22 protein-coding genes are annotated in these 24,026 nt (G+C 65.4%); 18 read left to right on the plus strand and 4 right to left on the minus strand.

All coding sequences use genetic code 11. From position 1 onward, the window contains the following. Positions 1–79: 79 nt before the first annotated feature. The 5 genes from glgX to KH389_RS15020 all read left to right on the plus strand — a co-directional run bounded on the left by glgX (position 80) and on the right by KH389_RS15020 (position 5,350). Complete coding sequence (gene glgX, locus KH389_RS15000) at positions 80–2,245, plus strand: glycogen debranching protein GlgX (RefSeq protein ID WP_054915395.1); 2,166 nt, start codon at positions 80–82, stop codon at positions 2,243–2,245. A 318-nt stretch (positions 2,246–2,563) separates the two neighbouring features. After that, positions 2,564–3,622 carry an autotransporter outer membrane beta-barrel domain-containing protein gene (locus KH389_RS15005; RefSeq protein WP_213605758.1) on the plus strand — a complete coding sequence of 353 codons (1,059 nt, stop codon included), beginning with the start codon at positions 2,564–2,566 and terminating at the stop codon, positions 3,620–3,622. 118 nt (positions 3,623–3,740) lie between these two features. After that, positions 3,741–4,826, plus strand: a complete 1,086-nt coding sequence (locus KH389_RS15010) for a helix-turn-helix domain-containing protein (protein WP_043862955.1) — start codon at positions 3,741–3,743, stop codon at positions 4,824–4,826. After that, positions 4,823–5,068 carry a hypothetical protein gene (locus tag KH389_RS15015; RefSeq protein ID WP_043862956.1) on the plus strand — a complete coding sequence of 82 codons (246 nt, stop codon included), beginning with the start codon at positions 4,823–4,825 and terminating at the stop codon, positions 5,066–5,068. The genes KH389_RS15010 and KH389_RS15015 overlap by 4 nt, the downstream gene beginning before the upstream one ends. 30 nt (positions 5,069–5,098) lie before the next feature. Further along, on the plus strand, positions 5,099–5,350 hold the full coding sequence (locus KH389_RS15020; RefSeq protein WP_043862957.1) for a hypothetical protein: 252 nt from the start codon (positions 5,099–5,101) through the stop codon (positions 5,348–5,350). On the opposite strand, the gene KH389_RS15025 is transcribed toward KH389_RS15020, so the two are convergent. Beyond that, complete coding sequence (locus tag KH389_RS15025; protein ID WP_043862958.1) at positions 5,347–5,697, minus strand: hypothetical protein; 351 nt, start codon at positions 5,695–5,697, stop codon at positions 5,347–5,349. The two genes, KH389_RS15020 and KH389_RS15025, sit on opposite strands and share 4 nt — an antisense overlap. Positions 5,698–5,870: 173 nt before the next feature. Here KH389_RS15025 and KH389_RS15030 point away from each other — a divergent pair, with 173 nt between their 5' ends. The 5 genes from KH389_RS15030 (at position 5,871) to fdhE (ending at position 11,871) form a co-directional block, all read left to right on the plus strand. Then, on the plus strand, positions 5,871–6,149 hold the full coding sequence (locus KH389_RS15030; protein ID WP_116054465.1) for a YceK/YidQ family lipoprotein: 279 nt from the start codon (positions 5,871–5,873) through the stop codon (positions 6,147–6,149). 230 nt (positions 6,150–6,379) lie between these two features. Beyond that, positions 6,380–9,430, plus strand: a complete 3,051-nt coding sequence (gene fdnG, locus KH389_RS15035) for a formate dehydrogenase-N subunit alpha (protein WP_123752496.1) — start codon at positions 6,380–6,382, stop codon at positions 9,428–9,430. 19 nt (positions 9,431–9,449) lie between these two features. Further along, complete coding sequence (fdxH, locus tag KH389_RS15040; RefSeq protein WP_269210608.1) at positions 9,450–10,340, plus strand: formate dehydrogenase subunit beta; 891 nt, start codon at positions 9,450–9,452, stop codon at positions 10,338–10,340. After that, positions 10,337–10,984, plus strand: coding sequence for a formate dehydrogenase subunit gamma (locus KH389_RS15045; protein ID WP_043862960.1), 648 nt, complete (start codon positions 10,337–10,339; stop codon positions 10,982–10,984). The genes fdxH and KH389_RS15045 overlap by 4 nt, the downstream gene beginning before the upstream one ends. Beyond that, entirely contained in the window at positions 10,981–11,871 is an 891-nt protein-coding gene (fdhE, locus tag KH389_RS15050) for a formate dehydrogenase accessory protein FdhE (protein WP_043862961.1), read from the plus strand. The genes KH389_RS15045 and fdhE overlap by 4 nt, the downstream gene beginning before the upstream one ends. Here the strand turns inward: fdhE and KH389_RS15055 are convergent. After that, a complete protein-coding gene (locus tag KH389_RS15055; RefSeq protein ID WP_213605759.1) occupies positions 11,868–12,320 on the minus strand; it encodes a GNAT family N-acetyltransferase in 453 nt (150 codons plus the stop codon). The two genes, fdhE and KH389_RS15055, sit on opposite strands and share 4 nt — an antisense overlap. A gap of 112 nt (positions 12,321–12,432) precedes the next feature. Here KH389_RS15055 and KH389_RS15060 point away from each other — a divergent pair, with 112 nt between their 5' ends. Then, positions 12,433–13,956, plus strand: a complete 1,524-nt coding sequence (locus KH389_RS15060) for an FAD-dependent oxidoreductase (RefSeq protein ID WP_213605760.1) — start codon at positions 12,433–12,435, stop codon at positions 13,954–13,956. A 5-nt stretch (positions 13,957–13,961) separates the two neighbouring features. Here the strand turns inward: KH389_RS15060 and KH389_RS15065 are convergent, their stop codons facing one another. Next, positions 13,962–15,155: a sugar transporter gene (locus KH389_RS15065; protein ID WP_043862964.1), complete on the minus strand. Its 1,194-nt coding sequence runs from the start codon at positions 15,153–15,155 to the stop codon at positions 13,962–13,964. Between the two features lie 369 nt (positions 15,156–15,524). Here KH389_RS15065 and KH389_RS15070 point away from each other — a divergent pair, with 369 nt between their 5' ends. From KH389_RS15070 to KH389_RS15085, 4 genes are all read left to right on the plus strand, one after another. Beyond that, positions 15,525–16,238 (plus strand): GNAT family N-acetyltransferase, encoded by a 714-nt coding sequence (locus tag KH389_RS15070; RefSeq protein WP_229589264.1) that lies wholly within the window; start codon positions 15,525–15,527, stop codon positions 16,236–16,238. A 137-nt stretch (positions 16,239–16,375) separates the two neighbouring features. Next, on the plus strand, positions 16,376–17,068 hold the full coding sequence (locus tag KH389_RS15075) for an N-acetyltransferase (RefSeq protein WP_116054480.1): 693 nt from the start codon (positions 16,376–16,378) through the stop codon (positions 17,066–17,068). A gap of 234 nt (positions 17,069–17,302) precedes the next feature. Further along, positions 17,303–17,992, plus strand: coding sequence for a GNAT family N-acetyltransferase (locus tag KH389_RS15080; protein ID WP_213605761.1), 690 nt, complete (start codon positions 17,303–17,305; stop codon positions 17,990–17,992). Positions 17,993–18,296: 304 nt separating this feature from the next. Continuing rightward, the gene (locus KH389_RS15085; RefSeq protein ID WP_116054483.1) at positions 18,297–18,884 is read left to right on the plus strand and encodes a biliverdin-producing heme oxygenase; all 588 of its coding nucleotides are present in this window, start codon (positions 18,297–18,299) and stop codon (positions 18,882–18,884) included. 90 nt (positions 18,885–18,974) lie between these two features. Here the strand turns inward: KH389_RS15085 and KH389_RS15090 are convergent, their stop codons facing one another. Next, on the minus strand, positions 18,975–20,375 hold the full coding sequence (locus tag KH389_RS15090; protein ID WP_213605762.1) for an amino acid permease: 1,401 nt from the start codon (positions 20,373–20,375) through the stop codon (positions 18,975–18,977). A gap of 334 nt (positions 20,376–20,709) precedes the next feature. On the opposite strand from KH389_RS15090, the gene gcvA reads away from it, so the two are divergent. The 3 genes from gcvA to KH389_RS15105 all read left to right on the plus strand — a co-directional run bounded on the left by gcvA (position 20,710) and on the right by KH389_RS15105 (position 23,920). Further along, entirely contained in the window at positions 20,710–21,600 is an 891-nt protein-coding gene (gene gcvA, locus KH389_RS15095) for a transcriptional regulator GcvA (protein WP_043862969.1), read from the plus strand. 90 nt (positions 21,601–21,690) lie between these two features. Further along, entirely contained in the window at positions 21,691–22,941 is a 1,251-nt protein-coding gene (locus KH389_RS15100) for a 2-aminoadipate transaminase (protein WP_054915403.1), read from the plus strand. Between the two features lie 70 nt (positions 22,942–23,011). Beyond that, on the plus strand, positions 23,012–23,920 hold the full coding sequence (locus KH389_RS15105; protein ID WP_213605763.1) for a YncE family protein: 909 nt from the start codon (positions 23,012–23,014) through the stop codon (positions 23,918–23,920). The last annotated feature ends 106 nt before the right edge of the window (positions 23,921–24,026 follow it).

The following is a 24,026-nucleotide window of genomic DNA, read 5'->3' on the forward strand; positions in this document are numbered from 1 at the left end:
CCGCCCCGGGGCAGCGCAACGCTGCCCCGGCGCCCAGTGCGTCGCCTTTCGCCCCCCAAGGATCGCTACAAGGATTGCCATGACCCAGCCCAAGTCCAAACACAACACCCAGCCCGACGCCGTTGAACCTTCGCGCATCCGCGAGGGCCTGCCCTTCCCCCTGGGCGCCACCTGGGACGGCCTGGGTGTGAACTTCGCACTGTTCTCGGCCAACGCCACCAAGGTCGAACTGTGCCTGTTCGACGCCAGCGGCGAACATGAGCTCGAGCGCATCGAACTGCCCGAATACACCGACGAGATCTACCACGGCTACCTGCCCGACGCGCACCCGGGGCAGATCTACGGCTACCGCGTGTACGGCCCCTACGAGCCGCAGAACGGGCACCGTTTCAACCCCAACAAGCTGCTGATCGACCCGTATGCCAAGCAGTTGGTCGGCGAGCTGCGCTGGTCCGAGGCCTTGTTCGGCTACACCATCGGCCACCCCGATGGCGACCTCAGTTTCGACGAGCGCGACAGTGCGCCGTTCGTGCCCAAGTGCAAGGTCATCGACCCGGCCTACACCTGGGGCCGCGACCAGCGCGTGGGCGTGCCGTGGGACCGTACCGTGTTCTACGAAGCGCACGTGCGCGGCATCAGCATGCGTCACCCGGCGGTGCCGGAAGCGGCGCGCGGTACCTTCGCCGGGCTGATGAACGACGAGCTGCTGGGGCACATCAAGGGCCTGGGCGTCAGCTCCATCGAGCTGCTGCCGATCCACGCCTTCGTCAACGACCAGCACCTGCTGCAAAAGGGCCTGAACAACTACTGGGGCTACAACAGCATCGCCTTCTTCGCGCCCCACCCGCGCTACCTGGCCAACGGCAAGATCGCCGAGTTCAAGGAGATGGTCGCGCACCTGCACGACGCCGGCCTGGAGGTGATTCTGGACGTGGTCTACAACCACACCGCCGAAGGCAACGAGCAGGGCCCCACACTGTCGATGCGCGGTATCGACAACGCCTCGTACTACCGCCTGATGCCCGACGACAAGCGCTACTACATCAACGACTCGGGCACCGGCAACACCCTGGACCTGAGCCATCCCTGCGTACTGCAACTGGTCACCGACTCGCTGCGCTACTGGGCAGGCGAGATGCACGTTGATGGCTTTCGCTTCGACCTGGCGACCATCCTGGGCCGCTACCACGAAGGCTTCGACGAGCGGCACAGCTTTCTGGTGGCCTGTCGCCAGGACCCGCTGCTGAGCCAGGTCAAGCTGATTGCCGAACCCTGGGACTGCGGCCCCGGTGGCTACCAGGTGGGCAACTTCGCGCCGGGCTGGGCCGAATGGAACGACCGCTTTCGCGACACCGTGCGCGCCTTCTGGAAAGGCGACGAAGGCCAGCTGGCCGACTTTGCCGCGCGCATGACCGCCTCCGGCGAGCTGTTCAACCGCCGCGGCCGGCGCCCCTATGCCTCGGTCAACTTCATCACCGCCCACGACGGCTTCACCCTGCGCGACCTGGTGTCGTACAACGACAAGCACAACGAGGACAACGACGAGAACAACCAGGACGGCAGCAACAACAACATCTCCTGGAACCACGGGGTCGAGGGGCCCACCGACGACCCCGAGATCAACAGCCTGCGCCAGCGCCAGATGCGCAACTTCTTCGCCACCCTGCTGCTGGCCCAGGGCACGCCGATGATCGTGGCCGGCGACGAGTTCAGCCGCACCCAGCACGGCAACAACAACGCCTACTGCCAGGACAGCGAGATCGGCTGGATCAACTGGGACCTGGACGAGCAAGGCAGCGCCCTGCTCAAGTTCGTCAAGCGCCTGACCAAGCTGCGCCTGGCCTACCCGATCCTGCGCCGCAGCCGCTTCCTGGTGGGCGACTACAACGAGGCGATCGGGGTCAAGGACGTGACCTGGCTGGCGCCGGACGCCAGCGAGATGAGCGTGGAACAGTGGGAAGACCCGCAAGGGCGTTGCCTGGGCATGCTCATGGACGGGCGCGCGCAGGTCAGCGGCATCCTGCGCCCGGGGGCAGACGCCACCTTGCTGCTGATCGTCAACGCGCACCACGACGGCGTGGACTTCACCCTGCCCGACGTGCCCGAGGGCGAGTACTGGAACTGCCTGATCGACACCGACCGGCCGCAGCTGCGCAAGGCCCAGCGCCTGGAATTCGGCAGCGTGTTCAACGTCACCGGACGCTCGTTGCTGCTGTTGGAACTGCAACGGGACGAGGACGCCTGACGCTTTAGCAATCATTCGAAATAGCCAGCCGCGTTGTCATTCGCAACGCGGCTATGCCCAATCAGTAACCGCTATTTTTCAACCGCTTACCCCCTCCAACACGGCCATCACAAAATAATCACACTATCTTGACGCCTGCCTGCGACTCTCCTTAGCTACACCTAGAACCACCGTGTTCAACTTCATTCCGGGCCTCTGGCACGCGGCTTTGCGCGCGCCATGGGGCAGGTTTGCTGGTTTGGGTCGCTCTCTGTTCCTGCCTTACAGCCCGTGACATCAGGCCAGACCTTTGGCTGTAACACACAGAGGAGATCGGCCATGAAAAGCGCACCCTGCCCTTCGGGGCTCGAGTATGTTTTCTACGCACTGTCGACGTCGCTGCTGCTGGCAACCCCGCTGGAAAGCCTGGCGGCGGGGCTGGAAGACGACGACCCGATGTTCAACCCGGCACACGGCCTGGCGCTGCCGTCGCTGGTCCCGGCCAGCGTGTCGGGGCTGAGCCTGGGCACGCTGGGGGCGTTTTCCGAACGCCTGGCAGAGCGCACGGCGGTGTTCGGCGACGAAGGCATTGCCAGCCAGTGGGCGCAGTTCTTTCCCACCCCGGTCAGGACTGCCCCGCAACGCCTGGATGCCACCAACCAGAACCTGCAGATCGCCCCCGACCTGTTCGTGCGGGAAACCGCCGGCGGCAACACCCACCGCGCCGGGATCTTCATGGGCCACAGCAACCTGCAGGGCGGCCTGGACAATCGCCGGCCACAGCTGGGTGACAAGCAGAACGCCGTGCGCCTGGAAGGGCAAAGCCTGGGCATGTACTGGAGCCTGCAGCATGACCAGGGCTGGCATGTGGATGCGGTGGCCATGGGCACCCGTTTCGACGCCAGCGGGCGCGGCAGCGACGGCGAACGGCTCGATGGCAACGGGCACGCGCTGACCTTCTCGGTGGAGGGCGGCTTCCCCATCGGCCTGGGCAAGCACTGGGTGATCGAGCCCCAGGCGCAGTTGATCAACCAGCAGTACTACCCCGGCAACGACGCCCAGGCCCAGACCCTGCAGGCCTATGACAGCCAGCCGAGCTGGACCGGCCGGGTGGGCGCGAAGCTGTCGGCCCGCTACGAGGTGCGCGGCATGCCCATCGAACCCTATGTGCGCACCAACGTGTGGTACGACTTCTCGAACGCCGACACGGTGAGCCTGGACAAGGTCGACAAGATCAGCAGCGGACGCAACGCCACCACCGTGGAGGTGGGCCTGGGCCTGGTGGCACGGGTGACGCCCAAGGTGGCGCTGTTTGTCAGTGCCGATTACAGCAGCGACGTGGACGACAACGACTTGAACGGGTTGATCGGCAACCTGGGGGTGCGTGTGCGCTGGTGAGCGGCGCTGAATGCATCGCGGGTCAGGCCCGCGATGCGACACGCATACCCCCGTCAACCTGAGGTTGACAGCTTATGTATACTGGCCGGCCATGCCCTCGCCAAGGACACCCCAGCGCATGACCGAAAACAGCTTCGCCTTTCGCCTCAAGGAACTGCTCGAACACCACAAGCTGACGCTGCAGGCGGTAGGCACGGCCCTGGGGATCTCGCGCACCGCCGTGCACAAATGGACCCGCGGCGGCGAGATCGACTATGCCAACCTGCGCAAGCTGGCCGACTTTCTCAAGGTCAACTGGATCTGGCTGCGCTACGGCGAAGAAGCCCTGCAGGACGTGCAGCAGACCCAGGTGGTGGAGCTGCCGATGACCGACCTGCGCCGGCGCTACACCGCCGAGATCATGGAGAGCGAAACCCGCATGAAGCTGGCCCAGGAAGGCGCCCGCATCGTGACCTGGGAATGGAACCTGATCAGCGACGAACTCACCTACTCGCCCAACGTCGAGGCCGTGTACGGCTGGCAGGTGATCCGCAACGAAGACTTCTGGGTGCACCTGCCCCCCGAAGACGTCGAGATGCTGCAGGCGCTGTACAGCAAGACCCTGCTCGAAGGCGAAGGCTGCGAGTGCGACTTTCGCATCTATCGCCCCGACGGCGAGATGCGCTGGATCGCCTCCCGCGCCACGGTGGTGCGCGACAGCGCCGGGCGCGCGGTGAAGATGGTCGGCATCAGCATGGACAACACCGAGCGCAAGGTCGCCGAAGAGCAACTGCGCAACAGCGAGGAACGTTTTCGCGCCATCTTCGAACTGGCCTGGGGCGCGCTGGCCTACATCGACCCGGACGGCACCTGGCAGCGGGTCAACGGCAGCTTCTGCGAGCTGCTGGGCTACAGCGCCGAAACGCTGTACGGCATGACCTTCCAGCAACTGACCCACCCCGACGACCTGGCCGCCAACCTGCAGTTGCTGCAGCGCCTGCTGGCCGGCGAGATCGAGCGCTACGAAGTGGAAAAGCGCGTGCGCCACAAGCAGGGCCACTACATCTGGGTACGTGCACGTACCGCCCTGCAGCGCCGCCAGGACGGCCAGCCGCAGCATCTGATCAGCGTGTTCGAGGACATAGGCGCCGAACGCCAGGAACGCGAACGCCTGCAGGCACGTATCGAGGCGCTTGAAGCACAGCGCGGGGCTTCGCAGGCATGAGCCGCTTCGTGGGGGTGTTTCACCTGCGAAGCCGGCATGCCGTGGACAGGGGCTTCAAGGTGCACGCGCTACACAGCGACAATCATGCCGATGCGCACCTTGAAGCGGGCGACATACGCAATGAACAGGGCTACCAGGACGATCAGACCTGCGACTTCACCGTGATCGAGATTGCCAGCACTGCCCAGGCGCCCCGGCGCCTGAGCTGGCTGGAGCGCATCACGGGCAAGCTGCATGCATGACCCCATCCCTGATCTGACTGCGGGGCACACATGAGCCGCTTTGTCGCTGTGTTTCACCACTGGCATATCACCAAACGCAACCTTGGCTTCGAGGTGCACAGCCTGGCAGGTCGCGATCAGGCACAGGCGCACCGCGAAGCCTGCGCACGGTTGGCCGATCAGGAAGTGAGCGATATCGTGCGCTGCGCCTTCACCCTGGTTGAGATCGGCGCGCATGAACACGTTGCGCGCCCGCTGAGCTGGCGCGAGCGCATCACCGGGCGTTTCGAGGGGCGTGGCTAGAGGCAGGTGGCCAACGCCGCCATGCGCCGCTGGGCCAATGCATCGTCCTTGAGGGTGTAGAACTTGACCACCGTGCCGCCGGCTTCGGCGCGCACATCGGCGAAGTATTCGGCATCGCGTGTCGACACCGTGGCCCCACCGTTGGGGCCGGCGTCGAGGTAGCCGCTGGCATCCACGCCGAAGACGGCTTCGTCCTGCCAACCGAACTGGATGCACTCGGCCACCAGCGGCTCGGCCTTGGCCGAGGTGAAGGTCTTGTGCGGTGCGCCCAGGCGAGCCTGGTTCATCGTCGACGAGGCGCATCCGGCCAGCACCAGTGCCGTACCCAATAGCATTGCTGCGCGCATGGTTGTCTCTCCCGTTGGTTGTGTGTCGGCAGCACCGGGCTCTTCGCTGGCCCTGCAGAAGCTGGCCTTGCCAGCGAAGAGCCCTGGCCTGCTGATTGAAAAAGGAGCGACTGTAGCATTGCCCCGGCCCCCGGTGAGAGAATGCCGCGCAGAAAAACGGACCCTCCCCCCCTGTGCCAAGGAACAGCACCATCCGAATCCTCTCGCTCGCCCTCATCGTCTCTACCCTCGCCCTCACCAGCTGCGGCACCATGATGCGCGGTGGGTACTGCGCCGAATGTGCATCCCCAGGCATGTACCGGGGCGTGCGCAACAACTTCTCGTTCCTGTTCAGCGCCACCTCGGCGCAGTTCTGCTGGCCGCTGATCGTGTGCCCGTTGGCGTTTATCGTCACCGCGCCCGTGGATATCGTGATCGATACCGCGATGATCCCCGCCGACCTCTCGCGCTGAGTGCCAAACAATCGAATCCCTCTATAGGTTCATCGACAAGGTCGATTAGTCACAAATTAAGTAAGGGCATAAACTGCCCCCGAATGCGCGCAATTCACCCACGATAGAAAGGGTCTTGGCGCGCACCCTCTGTGACTAGCCTGCATACCACTTACCGATCCTGACGCTGATCTCGGCGGGCCTGCGCGTGCGCGGCCGATTCTGGAGCTCGTTTGTACAAGGAGATAACCATGGGACTGGGCAGAAGACAGTTCTTCAAGCTGTGCACCGTCGGCGCTGCCACCGCCACTGCGGCCAGCCTGGGCTTCGCCCCGGGCATGGCCCAGGCCACCCAATCACGCCAGTACAAGCTGCTGCGCGCCAAGGAAACCCGCAACAACTGCACCTACTGCTCGGTGGGTTGCGGCGTGCTGATGTACAGCCTTGGCGACGGCGCCAAGAACGCCAAGGCGCGTATCTTCCACATCGAAGGCGACCCCGATCACCCGGTCAGCCGCGGCTCGCTGTGCCCCAAGGGCGCGGGCCTGGTGGACTACATCCACAGCGAACAACGCCTGCTCTACCCCGAATACCGCGCCCCTGGCTCGGACAAATGGCAGCGCATCAGCTGGGATCACGCCATCGAGCGCATCGCACGCCTGATGAAGGACGACCGTGACGCCAACTTCATCGAGAAGAACGACAAGGGCACCACGGTCAACCGCTGGCTGAGCACCGGCATGCTGTGCAGCTCGGCCGCCAGCAGCGAAACCGGCTCGCTGGACCAGCGCTTCACCCGCGCCCTGGGCATCCTGGGCACCGACAGCCAGGCCCGCGTGTGCCACGCCCCTACCGTCTCGGCGCTGGCGCCGACCTTCGGGCGCGGCGCCATGACCAACAACTGGGTCGACATCAAGAACGCCAACGTGGTGCTGATCATGGGCGGCAACCCCGCCGAGGCGCACCCGGTGGGCTTCAAGTGGGTGATCGAGGCCAAGATCCGCAATGGCGCCAAGGTCATCGTGGTGGACCCGCGCTTCAACCGCAGCGCCGCCGTGGCCGACATCTACTCGCCGATCCGCGCCGGCTCCGACGTGACCTTCCTGATGGGCGTGGTCAACTACCTGATCACCCACGACAAGATCCAGCACGACTACGTGCGCGCCTACACCAACGCCAGCCTGATCGTGCGCGAGGACTACAGCTTCGACGACGGCCTGTTCAGCGGCTACGACCCGGCCAAGCGCAGCTACGACCGCAGCTCCTGGACCTACGAGCTGGGCGCCGACGGCTTCGCCAGGCGCGACATGACCCTGAGCCACCCGCGCTGCGTGTGGAACCTGCTCAAGGCCCACGTCAGCCGCTACACCCCGGACATGGTCACCAACGTCTGCGGCACGCCCAAGGCCGACTTCCTGCAGATCTGCGAAATCCTCGGCACCACCAGTGCCCCGGACAAGACCGCCACCTTCCTCTACGCCCTGGGCTGGACCCACCACACCAACGGCGCGCAGATGATCCGAGGCTCGGGCATGATCCAGCTGCTGCTGGGCAACATCGGCATGGCCGGTGGCGGGGTCAACGCCCTGCGCGGCCACTCCAACATCCAGGGCTACACCGACCTGGGCCTGCTCTCGCTGCGCCTGCCCGGCTACATGAACCTGCCATCGGATGCGCAGACCGACCTGGCCACCTACCTCAAGCAGACCACGCCCAGCGCGGTGCTGCCCGACCAGGTCAACTACTACAAGCACACCCCCAAGTTCTTCGTCAGCCTGATGAAGAGCCTGTGGGGCGACAAGGCCACCAAGGACAACGACTGGGGCTTCGACTGGCTGCCCAAGTGGGACGACAGCTACGACGTGCTCAACTACAGCAACCGCATGTACGAGGGCAAGGTCAACGGCTACATCGCCCAGGGCTTCAACCCGGTGGCGGCGTTCCCGGACAAGAACAAGGCCCAGGCCGCGCTGGAGAAACTCAAGTTCCTGGTGATCATCGACCCGCTGGCCACCGAGACCTCGAGCTTCTGGCAGAACCACGGCGAGGAGCACGACGTGGACACCGCGGCGATCCAGACCGAAGTGTTCCGCCTGCCCTCCTCGTGCTTTGCCGAGGAAGACGGCTCGATCGTCAACTCCGGGCGCTGGCTGCAATGGCACTGGGCCGGCGCTGCGCCGCCGGGCGAGGCCTGGCACGACGGCAAGATCCTCGGCCACCTGTTCCTGAAGATCCGCGAGCTGTACGAGAAGGAAGGCGGTGCCAACCCCGCGCCGATCCTCAACATGGCCTGGGACTACGCCGACCCGTTCGACCCCAAGCCCGAGGAAGTGGCCAAGGAATCCAACGGCCGCGCCCTGGCCGACCTGCACGACGAACAGGGCAACCTGATTCTGCGCAAGGGCCAGTTGCTCGACGACTTCTCGCAGCTGCGCGACGACGGCACCACTGCCAGCTTCAACTGGATCTTCGCCGGCTCCTGGACCGAAAAGGGCAACCAGATGGCACGGCGCGACAACGCCGACAGCGGCCTGGGCTGCACCCCGGGCTGGGCCTGGGCGTGGCCGCAGAACCGGCGCATTCTCTACAACCGCGCCTCGGCCGACCCCCAGGGCAAGCCGTGGGACCCCAAGCGCAAGCTGATCGGCTGGGACGGGGCGCGCTGGAGCGGCGTGGACGTGCCGGACTTCGCCGTCACCGCTGCACCGGGCAGCAACACCAACCCGTTCATCATGCTGCCTGAAGGCCTGGGCCGGCTGTTCTCGGTGGGCGCGATGAACGACGGGCCGTTCCCCGAACACTACGAGCCCACCGAAAGCCCGCTGGCGAACAACCCGCTGCACCCGAACGTGACCTACAGCCCCACCGCGCGGGTGTACGAAAGCGATCGCAAGCGCATGGGCAGCCGCGAGCAGTTCCCGTATGTGGCCACCACCTACTCGATCACCGAGCTGTTCCGCCACTGGACCAAGCATGCGCGGCTCAACGCCATCGTGCAGCCCGAGCAGTTCATCGAGATCGGCGAGAAGCTGGCCGCCGACAAGGGCATCGTGCAGGGCGACCTGGTGCGCGTCAGCACCCAGCGTGGCTACATCAAGGCCAAGGCCGTGGTGACCAAGCGCATCCGCCGCCTGGCCATCGACGGGCAGGACGTCGACACCATCGGCATCCCCTGCCACTGGGGCTATGAAGGCACCACGCGCAAGGGCTTTCTGGCCAATACCCTGACCCCGGGGGTGGGCGATTCCAATACCCACACGCCGGAATACAAGGCGTTTCTCGTGAACATCGAAAAGGCCTGAGGGAGCGAACTTCATGTCCATGCAATCCCAAGACATCATCAAGCGCTCGGCCACCAACGTGCTGACCCCGGCGCCGCGTGCGCGCGACCACCAGGCCGAAGTGGCCAAGCTGATCGACGTGAGCATCTGCATCGGCTGCAAGGCCTGCCAGGTGGCCTGCAACGAGTGGAACGACCTGCGCGACGAGGTCGGCCACAACGTCGGCGTGTACGACAACCCGGCCGACCTGTCGGCCGAAACCTGGACGCTGATGCGCTTCGATGAAGTCGAAGATGAAAGCGGCAAGCTCGAATGGCTGATCCGCAAGGACGGCTGCATGCACTGCGCCGACCCGGGCTGCCTGAAGGCCTGCCCGCAACCGGGGGCGATCATCCAGTACGCCAACGGCATCGTCGACTTCCAGTCCGACCACTGCATCGGCTGCGGCTACTGCATCGCCGGCTGCCCGTTCGATGTGCCGCGCATCAGCAAGAAGGACAACAAGGCCTACAAGTGCACCCTGTGCGTGGACCGCGTGTCGGTCGGCCAGGAGCCGGCCTGCGTCAAGACCTGCCCCACCGGGGCGATCAACTTCGGCAGCAAGCAGGACATGCTGCACCAGGCCAGCGAGCGCGTGACCGAGCTGCAGGGCCGCGGCTTTGCCGGCGCCGGCATCTACGACCCGCAGGGCGTGGGCGGCACCCACGTGGTGTACGTGCTGCAGCACGCCGACAAGCCGCACCTGTACCACAAGCTGCCCACCGACCCGCGCATCAGCAGCGCCATCCATGGCTGGAAGGGCTGGCTCAAGCCGGTGGCGGCCGTGGCCTTCTTCGCCACCCTGGCCGGCACCCTGTTCCACTATGTGGGCGTGGGGCCGAACGAGGTCGAGGAAGCCGACGAGAAACACGAGGAGGACACCCACGCATGAACAAGGACAAACTGATCCTGCGCACCCGCTTCATCGAGCGTGCCAGCCACTGGGTAATGGTGCTGTGCTTCCTTGCCGTGGCCCTGTCGGGGCTGTCGTGGTTCTTCCCGTCGCTCAACGGGCTCAACGCCGTGTTCGGCACCCCGCAGCTGGCGCGCATCCTGCACCCGTTCTTCGGGGTGGTGGTGTTCCTGCTGCTGGCGTTCCTGTTCGTGCGCTTCGTCAAGTACAACCTGCCCGAGCGTGAAGACCTCGCGTGGTTCAGGAACGTGCGCCAGGTGCTGGCCGGCGAGCACGAGCCGGCGCTGCAGATCGGCAAGTACAACGCCGGGCAGAAAATCCTGTTCTGGGGAATCATGGGCCTGATCAGCGTGCTGCTGGTCAGTGGCGTGGTGATCTGGCGGCCGTACTTCGCGCCGTGGTTCAGCATCCCGTCGATTCGCATCGGCCTGCTGGTACACGCCATTGCCGGCATCTGCCTGATCCTGCTGATCATCGGCCATGCGTACCTGGCGTTCTGGGTCAAGGGTTCGATTCGTGGCATGGTCACCGGGTATGTGAGCCGCAGCTGGGCCAAGACCCACCATGATCGCTGGTACCGACAGATCAGCAACAAGCAGAGCGGGAGTGGCAAGCAGCAATGAACAGCATCCAGATGACCCCTGCCGAGCAGCGTAGCGCCGGCGTTGGCGAAATACCTGCCGTGCTGCTGCCGACCCTGGGCGAGCGCTACCGCCAGCGCGCCACCCGCCTGCGTCAGCTGGCCGAGGGGCACCCGATGGCCGACTACCTGCGGTTCGTGGCACAGGTGGCCGATGCCCAGCAGCAATTGCTCGAACGCCTGCCGCTACCGGCAACGCTGGTGAGCAGCCTGGCCGGGCGGGTAGCCGCCGGCAAGGCGCCGCTGGCCTGGGCCAGCCTGCCGCGCGATGCCTACTGGCAGCAACTGTTGCGCGGGCTTGGCGAGCACATCGAGCACGCCACCCTGCAGGGCCTGTGCGCGCAGGGCGAGGCCGCCCTGGACGTGGCGGCCGATGCGTTGCTGGCAGGCCGCTTCAGCGAGATCGACAGCGGTCAGGCGCTGTTCCTGTGGGCCGCCCTGTCGCTGTACTTCACCCAGCTGGCGGCGCACCTGCCCGCCATCGGCAATGCCGGCGTGGGCGAGCAGCGCCAGCATTGCCCGGTGTGCACCGGGGCGCCGGTGGCCAGCGTGATCATGACCGGTGCCCAGGCCGGGCTGCGCTACCTGCACTGCGGGTTGTGCGAGAGCCGCTGGCACATGGTGCGGCTCAAGTGCAGCAACTGCGAAGAGACCGGCAGCCTGGACTACTGGTCGCTGGATACCCATGAAACCGCGATCAAGGCCGAGAGCTGCGACGACTGCCACAGCTACCTGAAGGTGTTCTACCCCGAGCACGAGCGCGACCTTGAGCTGGTGGCCGATGACCTGGCCTCGATCGCGCTGGATGCCGAGGTGGAGCGCCAGGGGTTCGATCGCAGCGGCGTGAACCCGTTTCTGTTCCCGGGCTAGAGCGGGTAATGCATCAGCCAGTGTGATTTGCCCCAGGCCTGGAACTGCTCGAGGTACTGCCACCCCCGCTTGTGGTAGTACTCGGCGCGGTCGTGGGTGTGCAGGTAGAGGTGCGTGTGCCCCAGGGCCCTGGCCTTGGTGCAGATGCCCTCGATCAGCGTTTCGGCCAGGCCTTGGCCGCGGGCTTGCGGGCTGACGAACACGCAGGCCAGCCAGGGGCTCAGGTCGGGCCGCAGGGGCAGGTCGTCGCGGGCCAGTGAAGCGCTGCCCAGCAGATTGCCGTCATCCAGCGCCAGCAGGCTGTACAGGCTGCCGTCAGTCTGGCCATGGGCGAACTCCTGTTGCCATTGGGCCAGCGGTACATCGGCGTATTCGTAGGCGAACTGCTCGTGCAGCCAGCGGGCCAGGGTATCGCTGTGGTGTGGGTGGTTGCTGAGCCAGTCGATCATGGGTGTGCTCTGGGCGTTGGGGGGATGCAAAGGTACACCGAATTGGATGAGGGGTGTGGCCACCTGCATCTACACTTGTCAGTGCCACCGCACCTTCCCGGAGGACCGCGCCATGCCCCACTCTGACGTCCTGATCATCGGCGCCGGGCCCACCGGCCTGGTCCTGGCCCTGTGGCTGAGCAAGCTGGGCATCTCGGTACGCATCCTCGACAGGACCAGCGCCGCCGGCACCACCTCCCGCGCGCTCGCCGTGCAAGCCCGCACCCTGGAGCTGTACCGCCAGCTGGACCTGGCCGACGCGGTCGTTGGCGGCGGCCACCAGGTGCCCGCCGCCAACCTCTGGGTCAAGGCCGAGCCCGCCGCACGCCTGCCTTTGGACAGCATCGGCGCCAACCTCACGCCCTACCCCTTTCTCGAAATCTACCCGCAGGACCAGCACGAGAACCTGCTGATCGAGCGCCTGCGCGGCCTTGGCGTGGAGGTCGAACGCAGCACCGAACTGCTCGGTTTCACCCAGCACGACACCACCGTCAGCGTACGCCTGCGCCTGCCCGACGGCAGCGAGCAAGACTGCGAGGCGCATTACCTGGCCGGCTGCGACGGCGCCCATTCGACCGTGCGCAACGGCCTGCATGTCGACTTCCCCGGCGGCACCTACCAGCAGCTGTTCTACGTGGCCGACGTGGATGCCAGCGGCCCGCCCATGAACGGCGAGCTGCACGTGGACCTGGACGAGGCGGACTTTCTGGCGGTGTTCCCGCTGGCCGGCACAGGCCGCGCGCGGTTGATCGGCACGGTGCGCGACGCACGCGCCGAACACCCCGAGCAACTGCGTTTCGAGGATGTCAGCCAACGTGCCATCGAGCACCTGCAACTGCAGGTGCTCAAGGTCAACTGGTTTTCCACCTACCGCGTACACCATCGCGTGGCCGGGCATTTCCGCCAGCAGCGCGCCTTCCTGCTCGGCGACGCCGCGCACGTGCACAGCCCGGCCGGCGGCCAGGGCATGAACACCGGCATCGGCGATGCAATCAACCTGGCCTGGAAGCTGTGCAGCGTACTCAAGGGCAAGGCCCACGATGACCTGCTCGACAGCTACCCGGTCGAGCGCATGGCCTTCGCCCGGCGCCTGGTGGCCACCACCGACCAGGTGTTCACCTTCGCTACCGCCGATGGCAGCATCGCCAACCTGTTGCGTACGCGCCTGGCACCGGTGCTGATACCGCGCATGGCGGCATTCGCCAAGGCGCGCAGCCTGCTGTTTCGCACGGTCTCGCAGCTGGGCCTGAACTACCGCCTGATGCCGCTGAGCTTCGGCAGCGCCGGCCATGTGCAGGGCGGCGACCGCCTGCCCTGGGTGGTCACGCAGGAACACGACAATTTCGGCGCGCTGTCGCACCTGGGCTGGCAGGTGCACGTGTACGGCCTGGCCAGCAAGGAACTGAGTGCCTGGTGCGCCGCACGCCAGCTGCCACTGCAGGTTTACCCCTGGTCGGCCGCCTGCACGGCCGCCGGCCTGGCACGCAACGCGCTGTACCTGCTGCGCCCCGACAGCTACGTGGCGCTGGCCGAACCCTCGGCCTCCACCGCCGCCGTGGAGCGCTACTTCAGCGAGCGGGGCCTGCGCCCCTGGTGAGGTGCTTACGCCGGTTTGTCGGCGCCCAGCACCCCGGCATAGCGGTAGGTTGTCACGCAACACAGCACCAGGCCGCTGACCGCGACCGCGCCGCCCACCAGGCCGATGTCGCCAAGGCCCATGTGGGTACTGACCAGGCTGCCCAGCAATGCCCCGCCACCGATGCCCACGTTGTACAGCCCCGAGAACATGGCCATGGCCACGTCGGTGGCATCCGAAGCCAGCACCAGTACCTTCGATTGCAGGGCCAGGCTGAAACACATGATCGCCATGCCCCACACCATGCTCAGCGCGCAGAGCAGGGTCGGGTTGACTGCCAGCGGGGCCAGCAGCAACAGGCTCAGGGCGATGGCGCCGATGGCGCCAATCGCGAACCCCCGCGGGAAACGCTCGCTGTAGCGACTGAACAGGATCGAGCCGAAGATGCCCGCCCCGCCATACAGCAACAGCAGGATGGTGGTCATCTCGCCGCTCATCGCCGCGACCTGCTGGCTGAACGGCTCGATGTAGCTGTAGGCGGTGAACTGCGCGGTGATGCCCAGCACCACCAACGCATACACCGAGAGCAGCGCCGGCCGCTTGAGCAGCATCGGCAGGCTGCGCAGCGAACCGGAGTTCTGGCTGGGCAGGCGCGGCAGCGAGCGCATCAGCCACAGCAACGTCAGTACCGAGACCCCGGCGATGCCCATGAAGGTGGTGCGCCAGCCCAGCGCCTCGCCCACCACTCGCCCCAGCGGAATGCCCAGCACCATGGCCAGGGTGGTGCCGGTGGCCAGCACCCCGAGGGCCTTGGCCTGCTTGCCCGGCGGCGCCACCCGCACCGCCAGCGACGCGGTGATGGCCCAGAACACCGCGTGGGCCAGTGCGATACCGATGCGGCTGAACAGCAGCATGCCGAAGCTGGTGGCCATGCTCGACAGCACATGGCTGGCAATGAACAGCACGAACAGGAACGCCAGCAGCTTGCGCCGCTCGATGTTGCGGGTCATCAGCATCATCGGCAGCGAGGCCAGCGACACCACCCAGGCATAGATGGTCAGCATCAGCCCGACCTGGGCGGTGGGCATGTCGAAGCTGCGGCCGATATCGCTGAGCAGGGCCACCGGCACGAACTCGGTGGTGTTGAAGATGAATGCAGCCAGGGCCAGCGCGAAAACGCTGAGCCAGCTGCCATTACGGGTATCTGCGGGGTTGTTCATCGGACGGGGCAAGGCTCCGGGGCGGGCGCGTCAGACGCGACCCTGGGTTCAATGAAACCTGCGCAGCAAAAGGCGCGCAGGCAAAAGCCACCCCTTGGCCGGCGGCCTGGGTGTTGCGCTGCAGAAGGTTATTGTAGGTAGGTGCGGGTCGCAGGCCCGATGGTACGTCATGCATCGGGGGGGCGACAATAACGCTCGCCGCGCCGCGCCGGCCCCACCGATGAAACTTGCCACGGACATGCAGTGTCTTTGTCATGAGCCCGTAGTAGTGCAAAGCCTGACAAGGGCTGCAGCATTGTCCGATGGTCAGGGTTTACCGACACACGCCTAATCGGGGTCCCTTGAGTACCGGATCTGCCAGGAGGCCGTATGCGCCTAGTTTCGCAACTGCTCCAACGTCTCAGACAAAAAGGCCTGCGTCGCGCCTTGCGCCCGCTATGGCAACGCCACGTGTTCCAGCACTGGCAACTGGTGTGGCTGGACCGCGACCCGTTGGCCAGGGTGCCTCGACAACGCACCCGCCCCTGCCCTCCCGTGCGGCTCGTCCAGATCACCCCGAGCAACACCGACGCGTTCGCGCGCCATTTCCCCGGCCAGTTGCAGGCCATGAACGACCTTGCACGCGAAGGCCACACCGGCCACATGTACCTGGACGAAGCCGGTGACGCGGTGGCGATGGTGTGGGCCAGCACCCGTGACTATCACGACCGGCACTACTACGGCTGCACCTTCCCGGTACAGCCCGGCGAATACTTCCAGTTCGCCGGCGAAGTCGAGCGCGCCTACTTCGGCACCGGCCTGTCCACGCGGGTGCAGACCGAGCTGTGGGAGGCCATGCTCGCCAAAGGCTGCACGCGCATCGTGGTGGTGGTGGCGCTGGACAACGCACAGGCAGTCAAGATGCACCTGCACCTGGACTACCACGAACAGGGTCGCATCACCCACGCGTACAGGTTCTTCGGGCGCTGGTACTTCTCCCGCGTGACCCACTACAGCGGCTCGCGCCTGGCCCACCTGGCCCCGCGGGCCAGACGCAAGGCCGACAGCGAGCCGGCGCCGCAGCTGCACGACACCGACGCCTGAGCGCCTACGCCCCGGGTTGCAAGGTCATGCAGCGCGCATGACCTTCAGCTTACCGGGGCTGTAGAGAAGGCCGATGGCATGCAACTGCCGGTGGACGCCTAATCGGAGCTCCTGGAATAAAACCTGTCGGAGTTCTCATGCAATTGATCGAAATCGCCCACCAGCGCATCAGACAAAAAGGCTTGCTGCGTGCGCTTCGCCCGCTGTGGCGCCGCTACATCTTCTCGCACTGGCAACTGGTGTGGTTGCAGCGCAGCCCCCTTGCGCCCGTCGCCGCGCAACGCAGGCGCACCTGCCCGCCAGTGCACCTGGTAGCGATAACACCCCACAATACCGAGGCCTTCAGCCGTTACTTCCCTGGCCAGGTGCAGGCCATGACCGACCTCGCCGAACAGGGCCACACCGGCCACATGTACGTGGACAGCCACGGCAACGCGGTGGCGATGGTGTGGGCCAGCACCCGCGATTACCACGACCGCCATTACTACGGCTGCACCTTCCCGGTGCAGCCGGGCGAATACTTCCAGTTTGCCGGGGAAGTCGACCGCGCCTACTTCGGTACAGGCCTGTCGACCCAGGCCCAGCTCGACCTGTGGTCCACCATGCTGGCCAAGGGGTGTACGCGCATCGTCAATGTGGTGGCGCTGGACAACGTGCAGGCAGTGAAGATGCACCTGCAGCTGGATTATCAGGAACAGGGTCGCATCACCCACGCCTACAGAGTGTTCGGTTGCTGGCGGTTCTCGCGCACCACCCACTACAGCGGCAAGCGCCTCGCTCACCTGGCGCCGCGGGCCCGGCCACGGGCCCCTGACACCTTCATCGCCTGAGCAGAACCGCGCCTTGATTCAGGCGCCATTAAATCGTCAAAAAAGCGTCAGACCTTTCCGATCAACTGCTCTATGCCGGTAACCTCCGGTGTAGAGCGGTTCACCCTTGTTACACATATTTTGAAACAACCGCCGCGATGGCTTTTTGACACGCCGTCAAAACGCTGGGCTATACCATGAAAAAGATTTCATCAAACCCACCGTTTCATCCGCCCTATCCGGCAAGGAGGCACCATGGGTGCTTTGCAGAACGTGCGCGACAAGATCAGAAGAAAAGGCCTGCGCCGCGTCGCCAGAACCCTCTGGGAACGCCATGTGTTCTATCACTGGGAACTGCTGTGGATGGAGCGCGACCTGGTCAGTGCGGTACCGCCGCACAACCTGCGACCGCACAAGCCGGTGCGCCTGGTGACCATCACCGAGGACAACGCCGTCGCCTTTGCCCGCCACTTCGGCGACCGTGTGCAAACCATGGCCGAGCTTGCCCGCGAAGGCCACACCGGGCACATGTACCTGGACGATGCCGACAATGCGGTGGCATTCATCTGGGGCAGCAAGCGCGACTACCTGGACCGTCACTATTACGGCTGCACCTTCCCGGTCAAGGAGGGCGAGTTCTTCGAGTTCGGCGGCGAGATGACCCCGTCGTACTTCGGCACCAGGCTGTCGGTGGATGCCCAGGTCAACCTGTGGGCGGCCATGCAGGCCCAGGGCTGCAACAAGGTGGTGGACGTGGTCGAGACGCACAACGTACCGGCCATGAAGCTGCACCTGCGCATGGGTTATCACGAACAGGGGCGCGTGGCGCACGTGTACTGCCTGTTCGGGCGCTGGAAGTTCTTCCGCGAGACCACCTACAGCGGTTCACGCCTGGAACAGCTGCGCAAGCCGCGGGCAGTCAAGACAGCCGCCGCATCGGCATGAACCTGGCAGCCCCTGCGCCCGCGCTGCGGGTGCAGGGGCCTGCTCGACATCCCTGCTCAACCCCGCATCTACCCGCCCTGCGCGGCGCTTGACCGTACCTGGAGCGCATGCAAGCATCCGCCGGCCATGACGCCCACGAATGCAGTTCAGAGACGAATGCCCCGGGATGAAGATTCCATTGCAGATCCACGCATTGAAGACGCTCGCCTGGCAGGCCGGGTGCTGCACGGAACGACAATGGCGCGAGAGAGTCTAGGCATTGGCATTACCAATGCCTGCTCACTGCCGACATGAGACCCCGACCATGAATGCCCCCGCCTCCCCTGCGCCCGAACCCGGCCGCTGCCAACGCCTCAAGGCCGCCAGCCGCCGCGAGCACGACAGTGTCGATACGCTGGTGCTGGGCGTTCGACCGTTCGAGAGCCGCGAGCGCTATGCATTGTTTCTGCAAGTGCAGCACCGCTTTCATGGCAGCCTTCAAGCCTTGTATGGCGATGTGCAGCTGAACCGCACATTGCCCGGGCTGGCGGCGCTGTCGCGGTTCGAGGCAGTGCAGGCCGACCTGCGCGACCTTGGCCTGCCGGTGCCCGGTGTACCGGCACCTGTGCAGCTGTCTGCGCCAGCTGAAGCACTGGGCTGGCTGTACTGCAGCGAGGGCTCGAACCTGGGGGCGGCGTTTCTGTTCAGGCAGACCCAGCAACTGGGGCTGGGCGCGCAGCGTGGCGCCCGGCATCTGGCGCCGCACCCGGACGGGCGTGCGCTGCAGTGGCGCCAGTTCGTGGGGTTGATCGATGCACTGGTGCTGAGTGAGGAACAGGAGCGCCAGGCGGTGGATGGGGCGCTGGCGGCGTTCGAGTTCTATCGCAGCAGCGTGCGCGACATTTTCGGCTGAGGCCTGTAGCGACGTCTTCGCCGGCGCCTGCAGGAGTCACGATGATCCTGCAGGAGCCGGCCTTGCCGGCGATCGAGTGCGCAGCGCTCGCTAACCCTGCTCGGTCATCGCCTGCGGCTGATGCTCGATACGCGCCCGCTTGCGGTAGAACGCGATGCCCAGGATCAACGCCGTCACCGTCGCCGTCATCAAGGTCTCGTAGCGGTAGTCGGGGCTGAACAGCATGTAGCCCAGCACCAGCGAAATCACCACGATCACCAGCCAGGTCAGCCACGGGAACAGCCACATCTTGAACGCCAGCTCGGTGCCCTCGCGCTCGACGATGGCACGCATGCGCAGTTGCGACACGGCAATCACCAGGTACACCAGCAGCGCGATGGCCCCGGTGGTCGACAGCAGGAAGCCGAACACCTTGCCCGGGAAGGCGAAGTTCACGAAGCAACCGACAAACCCGGCCAGGGTCGACAGCAGCACCGCCACGGTGGGCACGCCACTGCCGGAAATACGCTTGGTCAGCGGGTGCGCCTCACCGCGCGCGCCCAGCGAATAGAGCATGCGCGAAGCGGTATACAGCCCCGAGTTCATGCAGCTGGTGACCGCCACCAGCACCACCACATCGATCAGGAACTTGGCGCCCGGCACGTTGAGGATTTCCAGCGCGCGCTGGAACGAACCCACCTGCAGCAGGCGCGGGTCATTCCACGGCACCAGCGCGACGATGAAGAAGATCGAGAACACGTAGAAGATCGCGATGCGGTACACCACCAGGTTGGTGGCGCGGCGGATCTTGTCTTTCGGGTTGGCGGTTTCGTCGGCGGCAATGGTGACGATCTCGGCACCGAAGAACGAGAAGATGGTCACCAGCACGCCGGCCAGCACGGCGCCGAAGCCGTTGGGCATGAAGCCGCCATTGGACCACAGGTTCTCGACGCCCGAGGTCTGCGCCAGCGGCCATACACCGCTCACCCCCATCAGGCACACCACCAAAAAGCCGATGATCGCCACCACCTTGACCAGGGCGAACCAGTACTCGAACTTGCCGAAGTTCTTCACGCTGATCAGGTTGCTGCACGACAGCACGATCATGATCAGGAAGGCAAAGGCCCAGGACGGCACGTCGGGGTACCAGGCGTGCAGGATGTCGGCACCGGCGATTGCCTCGACCGGAATGATCAGTACCCAGAACCACCAGTACAGCCAGCCGATGGTGAAGCCTGCCCATGGCCCGATGGCCCGCCCGGCGTAGGTGGAGAACGAGCCGCTGTTGGGGTCGGCGATGGCCATTTCGCCGAGCATGCGCATCACCAGCAGCACCAGCAGGCCGGTAATCATGTAGGAGATGAGGATGGCCGGACCGGCCTTGGCGATGGCGTTGGACGAACCGATGAACAACCCGGCGCCGATGATGCCGGCGATGGAGATCATCGAGACCTGACGCGAGGTCAGGCCGTGCTTGAGCGAGCGTTGCGGTTTTTCTTGTAGGGACGACATGGTTGCCTCTCTGGCCAATGCCTGCTGCACCTGGTTGCGCGATGACCGCGCAGGTCAGGCCAAGGTCTTCATGGAAAGTGTGCGGCAGCAGAAATGTAAGGAGCCGTTATTGTTTTTTGGGCATCGAACGTAATGTAACGGGTACTGATCGGCCTCTTTTCGATAAGTTTCGGACGCACTTTTCCCGGTCCCTCGGGGCATCGAAACTAGCAGTTGAAATGATTGACGCAGGTCAGTATTAATCTGCGAACAGGCTGCTTACAAACGACCTTTTATCACCACATGATTCCTCCATGGAATGAACTCAGTCCTTTTCATCTGCCCGGTGCCCTCGATGTCCAAGCGTTTGATGCCCTCCACCACCACCCTGCAATGCTTCGAAGCGGCGGCCCGCCACCTGAGCTTCACCCGCGCCGCGCAGGAGCTGCACCTGACCCAGAGCGCGGTGAGCAAGCAGGTGGCGCAACTCGAGGAGATGCTCTGCCACAACCTGTTCCAGCGCGTGCGCCGGCGCCTGCACCTGACCCCTGCAGGCTCGCTGTACCTGGCCGAGGTGAACAAGATCCTCACCCAGCTGGACATCTCCAGCCGCTACATCCTGACCTACGGCGGCGAGACCCAGGTGCTGACCGTGGCCACCCAGCCCACCTTCGGCGCACGCTGGCTGGTGCCCAACCTGCACGGTTTCAGCCGGCAGCACCCGAACATCCATCTGGACATCAAGAGCGAGCTGGAACCCTTCGACCTGCTCAACAACAAGGCCGACATCGCGTTTTTCTTCGGCCAGGGCACCTGGCCGGGGGCCACCTGCATCGAGCTGTTCCATGAAGAGGTGGTGCCGGTGTGTCACCCCGAGCTGATCGCGGCAGCGCTGCCACGCAGCGCCGAAGACCTCGCCCGCCACCCCTTGCTGCAATGCACCTCGCGCCCGGAGGCCTGGCACGAGTGGTTCCTGCAGCAGGACCTGCAGTCCCAGCACAGCTACCACGGGCCGCGCTTCGACACCTTCTACCTGTGCATCCGCGCGGCCCAGGCCGGCTGCGGCATCGCCCTGGTGCCACGCTACCTGGTGGCCGAAGAACTGGCCGAGGGCAAGCTGGTGGTGGCCTGGGCGCACACCATGCCCAGCGAGGGCGCGCACTTCATCGCCCATGCCGAGCATGCGGCGCAGGTGCCGAAGGTGAAGGCGTTCGTCGAGTGGATACAGGGCAGGATCACGATTTGACGGAATGATTGCTCGACTTTATTTCGCTTGTGGCGTTTGCCGGATGTTGGCTTAGATATATAAAAACTTCCGTCACCCAGGTACTTGCCCATGACGCACGAAACAATCAGCCGATCTCTTTCCATTGTGCATCCCATTACACTTTCACACGGGCGCAATGCCCAGGTGTGGGATACCGATGGCAAGCACTACATCGACTTCGTGGGCGGTATCGGCGTACTCAACCTGGGGCATTGCAACCCGGCGATCGTCAGCGCCATCCAGCACCAGGCCACGCAACTGACCCATGCGGCGTTCAACGCCGTCCCGCACGGGCCCTATGTGCAGTTCATGCAACGCCTGGAAGCGTTCGTGCCACTGAGCTACCCGATGGCAGGCATGCTCACCAACAGTGGCGCCGAGGCGGCGGAGAACGCCTTGAAAGTGGCCCGCGCCGCCACCGGGCGCACGGCGGTGGTGGCCTTCGATGGCGGCTTCCACGGACGTACCCTGGCCACGCTCAACCTCAATGGCAAGGTGGCACCCTACAAGCAGAAGGTCGGCGTGCTGCCCGGCCCGGTGTTCCACCTGCCCTACCCCAGCGCCGACAACGGCGTGACCGGCGAGCAGGCGATGCAGGCGCTGGAGCGCCTGTTCAGCGTCGAGATCGACGTCAACGAAGTGGCCTGCTTCATCTTCGAGCCGGTGCAGGGCGAAGCCGGCTTCCTGGCAATGGACCCCACCTTTGCCCAGGCCCTGCGCACGTTCTGCGATGCACACGGCATCCTGATCATCATCGACGAGATCCAGTCGGGCTTTGGCCGCACCGGCCAGCGCTTCGGCTTCCCGCGGCTGGGCATCGAGCCGGACCTGCTGCTGTTGGGCAAGAGCATTGCCGGCGGCGTGCCGCTGGGAGCGGTGGTAGGCCGGCGCGAGCTGATGGCCAGCCTGCCCAAGGGTGGCCTGGGCGGCACCTATTCGGGCAACCCGCTGGCCTGTGCGGCAGGGTTGGCGACCCTGGAACTGATGAGCGATGCCAACCTGGCGACCTGGGGCGAGTTGCAGGAGCGCGCCATCGTCGGGCGGTATGAAGCGTGGAAGGCCCGCGGGTTGACGCCGTACCTCGGGCGCCTGACCGGTGTGGGCGCCATGCGCGGCATCGAGCTGGTCACGCCACAAGGCAAGCCGGCCACCGCGCAGCTGGCCGAGGTGCTGGAGAAGGCACGCGCGGCCGGGCTGCTGCTGATGCCGGCGGGCAAGGCGCGGCACATCATCAGGTTGCTGGCGCCATTGACCGCCGAGGCAGACGTGCTGGAGCGTGGGCTGGATATCCTGGAGCGCTGCCTGGCAGAACTGTCATGAGCAAGTGCTTTTGCCCAGCGCAATCAGGCTTTATCCTGCATCGTTTCGCACGCTGGCCCTGGGAGTTCCAATGTACATCGATGTACCGCGCCGCCTGGTGTTCTTCGACAAGGACGACACCGTTCGCCCGCCCTGCCTCGTGCAGTACCATCCCGACACCGGCACCCTGAGCCGGCCGACTTTCGCCCAGCCCGACGACAGCGTGTGGGACATCGCGCGCGACCAACGCCGCATCGCGCTGAGCGGGGTCAAGTGGCTGGTGGTGCGCGGGGCCAGCCGCTCGCGGCTGAACCTTGTGCACGACGGCGCGCCGCTGCATGCAACCCAGAACCTGCTGTCGTACTGGGCACGCTTCGACCCCAGCGCCCGCTACGCGCTGGTCAGCGTGGCCAATGGCAAGAAACGCCCGGTGATCATCGACCTGGACAGCGGTGAACACAGCGACCCTGTGGAGCGTGACGTGGACGCCAGGTTCGGCAGCATCGACCCGCTGCTGGGCAGGCTCTGGGCCCCCGACGAGCGTGCCCGCAATGGCGTGCTGACGGTCGATTGCGCCAGCGGCGAAGTCGGCAGGGTCAGCGTGCCGCTGGAGGCAAAGGTGCGCAGCCTGCGCTTTTCCCGCGACGGGCAGTACCTGTTCGTGACCGGGGAAAACAACCGGCTGTTGTGCTGCGACCGCGAGGGCGCAACGGTATGGACCAAGGACGTCAGTGCGTATGGCCATGTCGGCTCGGGCCGGATCCTGTTCAACGAATCCGGCAGCCACCTGTGCCTGCCGACCTCGCCCACCGACAGCTCCACGCTCGCCGGCGATCTCATTATCGCAACCGCCACCGGCCATACCGAGACCACCATCATGCCCAAGGCGCGACTGGCCGCTGACTGGTTTGGCGACCACGTGCTGAGCCATCGTGGCGAGGTGGTGGACTTCTTCACCGGCGCCATCGTGGCCAAGCTGGACCTGGCCAGCCCCTGCTGATCGTCACCTGACCCGCCCCTTCAACGGCCCCCGCCGCCCCGTGTGCTAGCGTCTATGGGTGGCCTGCGCCTTGCGCACGGCCACGCCCATAAGAAATCAACCTGAC

It is taken from the genome of Pseudomonas qingdaonensis (assembly GCF_018398475.1).
GTDB classification, from domain to species: domain Bacteria; phylum Pseudomonadota; class Gammaproteobacteria; order Pseudomonadales; family Pseudomonadaceae; genus Aquipseudomonas; species Aquipseudomonas palmensis.

Bases quoted from the DNA above. Each gene is read 5' to 3' on its own strand.
- fdhE (WP_043862961.1), top strand. From the start codon at position 10,981: ATGAACAGCATCCAGATGACCCCTGCCGAGCAGCGTAGCGCCGGCGTT.
- KH389_RS15090 (WP_213605762.1), bottom strand. From the start codon at position 20,375: ATGTCGTCCCTACAAGAAAAACCGCAACGCTCGCTCAAGCACGGCCTG.
- KH389_RS15045 (WP_043862960.1), top strand. From the start codon at position 10,337: ATGAACAAGGACAAACTGATCCTGCGCACCCGCTTCATCGAGCGTGCC.
- KH389_RS15080 (WP_213605761.1), top strand. From the start codon at position 17,303: ATGGGTGCTTTGCAGAACGTGCGCGACAAGATCAGAAGAAAAGGCCTG.
- KH389_RS15065 (WP_043862964.1), bottom strand. From the start codon at position 15,155: ATGAACAACCCCGCAGATACCCGTAATGGCAGCTGGCTCAGCGTTTTC.
- KH389_RS15070 (WP_229589264.1), top strand. From the start codon at position 15,525: ATGCGCCTAGTTTCGCAACTGCTCCAACGTCTCAGACAAAAAGGCCTG.
- KH389_RS15085 (WP_116054483.1), top strand. From the start codon at position 18,297: ATGAATGCCCCCGCCTCCCCTGCGCCCGAACCCGGCCGCTGCCAACGC.
- KH389_RS15010 (WP_043862955.1), top strand. From the start codon at position 3,741: ATGACCGAAAACAGCTTCGCCTTTCGCCTCAAGGAACTGCTCGAACAC.
- KH389_RS15075 (WP_116054480.1), top strand. From the start codon at position 16,376: ATGCAATTGATCGAAATCGCCCACCAGCGCATCAGACAAAAAGGCTTG.
- KH389_RS15015 (WP_043862956.1), top strand. From the start codon at position 4,823: ATGAGCCGCTTCGTGGGGGTGTTTCACCTGCGAAGCCGGCATGCCGTG.
- KH389_RS15055 (WP_213605759.1), bottom strand. From the start codon at position 12,320: ATGATCGACTGGCTCAGCAACCACCCACACCACAGCGATACCCTGGCC.
- KH389_RS15105 (WP_213605763.1), top strand. From the start codon at position 23,012: ATGTACATCGATGTACCGCGCCGCCTGGTGTTCTTCGACAAGGACGAC.
- glgX (WP_054915395.1), top strand. From the start codon at position 80: ATGACCCAGCCCAAGTCCAAACACAACACCCAGCCCGACGCCGTTGAA.
- fdxH (WP_269210608.1), top strand. From the start codon at position 9,450: ATGCAATCCCAAGACATCATCAAGCGCTCGGCCACCAACGTGCTGACC.
- fdnG (WP_123752496.1), top strand. From the start codon at position 6,380: ATGGGACTGGGCAGAAGACAGTTCTTCAAGCTGTGCACCGTCGGCGCT.
- KH389_RS15060 (WP_213605760.1), top strand. From the start codon at position 12,433: ATGCCCCACTCTGACGTCCTGATCATCGGCGCCGGGCCCACCGGCCTG.
- KH389_RS15025 (WP_043862958.1), bottom strand. From the start codon at position 5,697: ATGCGCGCAGCAATGCTATTGGGTACGGCACTGGTGCTGGCCGGATGC.
- KH389_RS15005 (WP_213605758.1), top strand. From the start codon at position 2,564: ATGAAAAGCGCACCCTGCCCTTCGGGGCTCGAGTATGTTTTCTACGCA.
- KH389_RS15020 (WP_043862957.1), top strand. From the start codon at position 5,099: ATGAGCCGCTTTGTCGCTGTGTTTCACCACTGGCATATCACCAAACGC.
- KH389_RS15100 (WP_054915403.1), top strand. From the start codon at position 21,691: ATGACGCACGAAACAATCAGCCGATCTCTTTCCATTGTGCATCCCATT.
- gcvA (WP_043862969.1), top strand. From the start codon at position 20,710: ATGTCCAAGCGTTTGATGCCCTCCACCACCACCCTGCAATGCTTCGAA.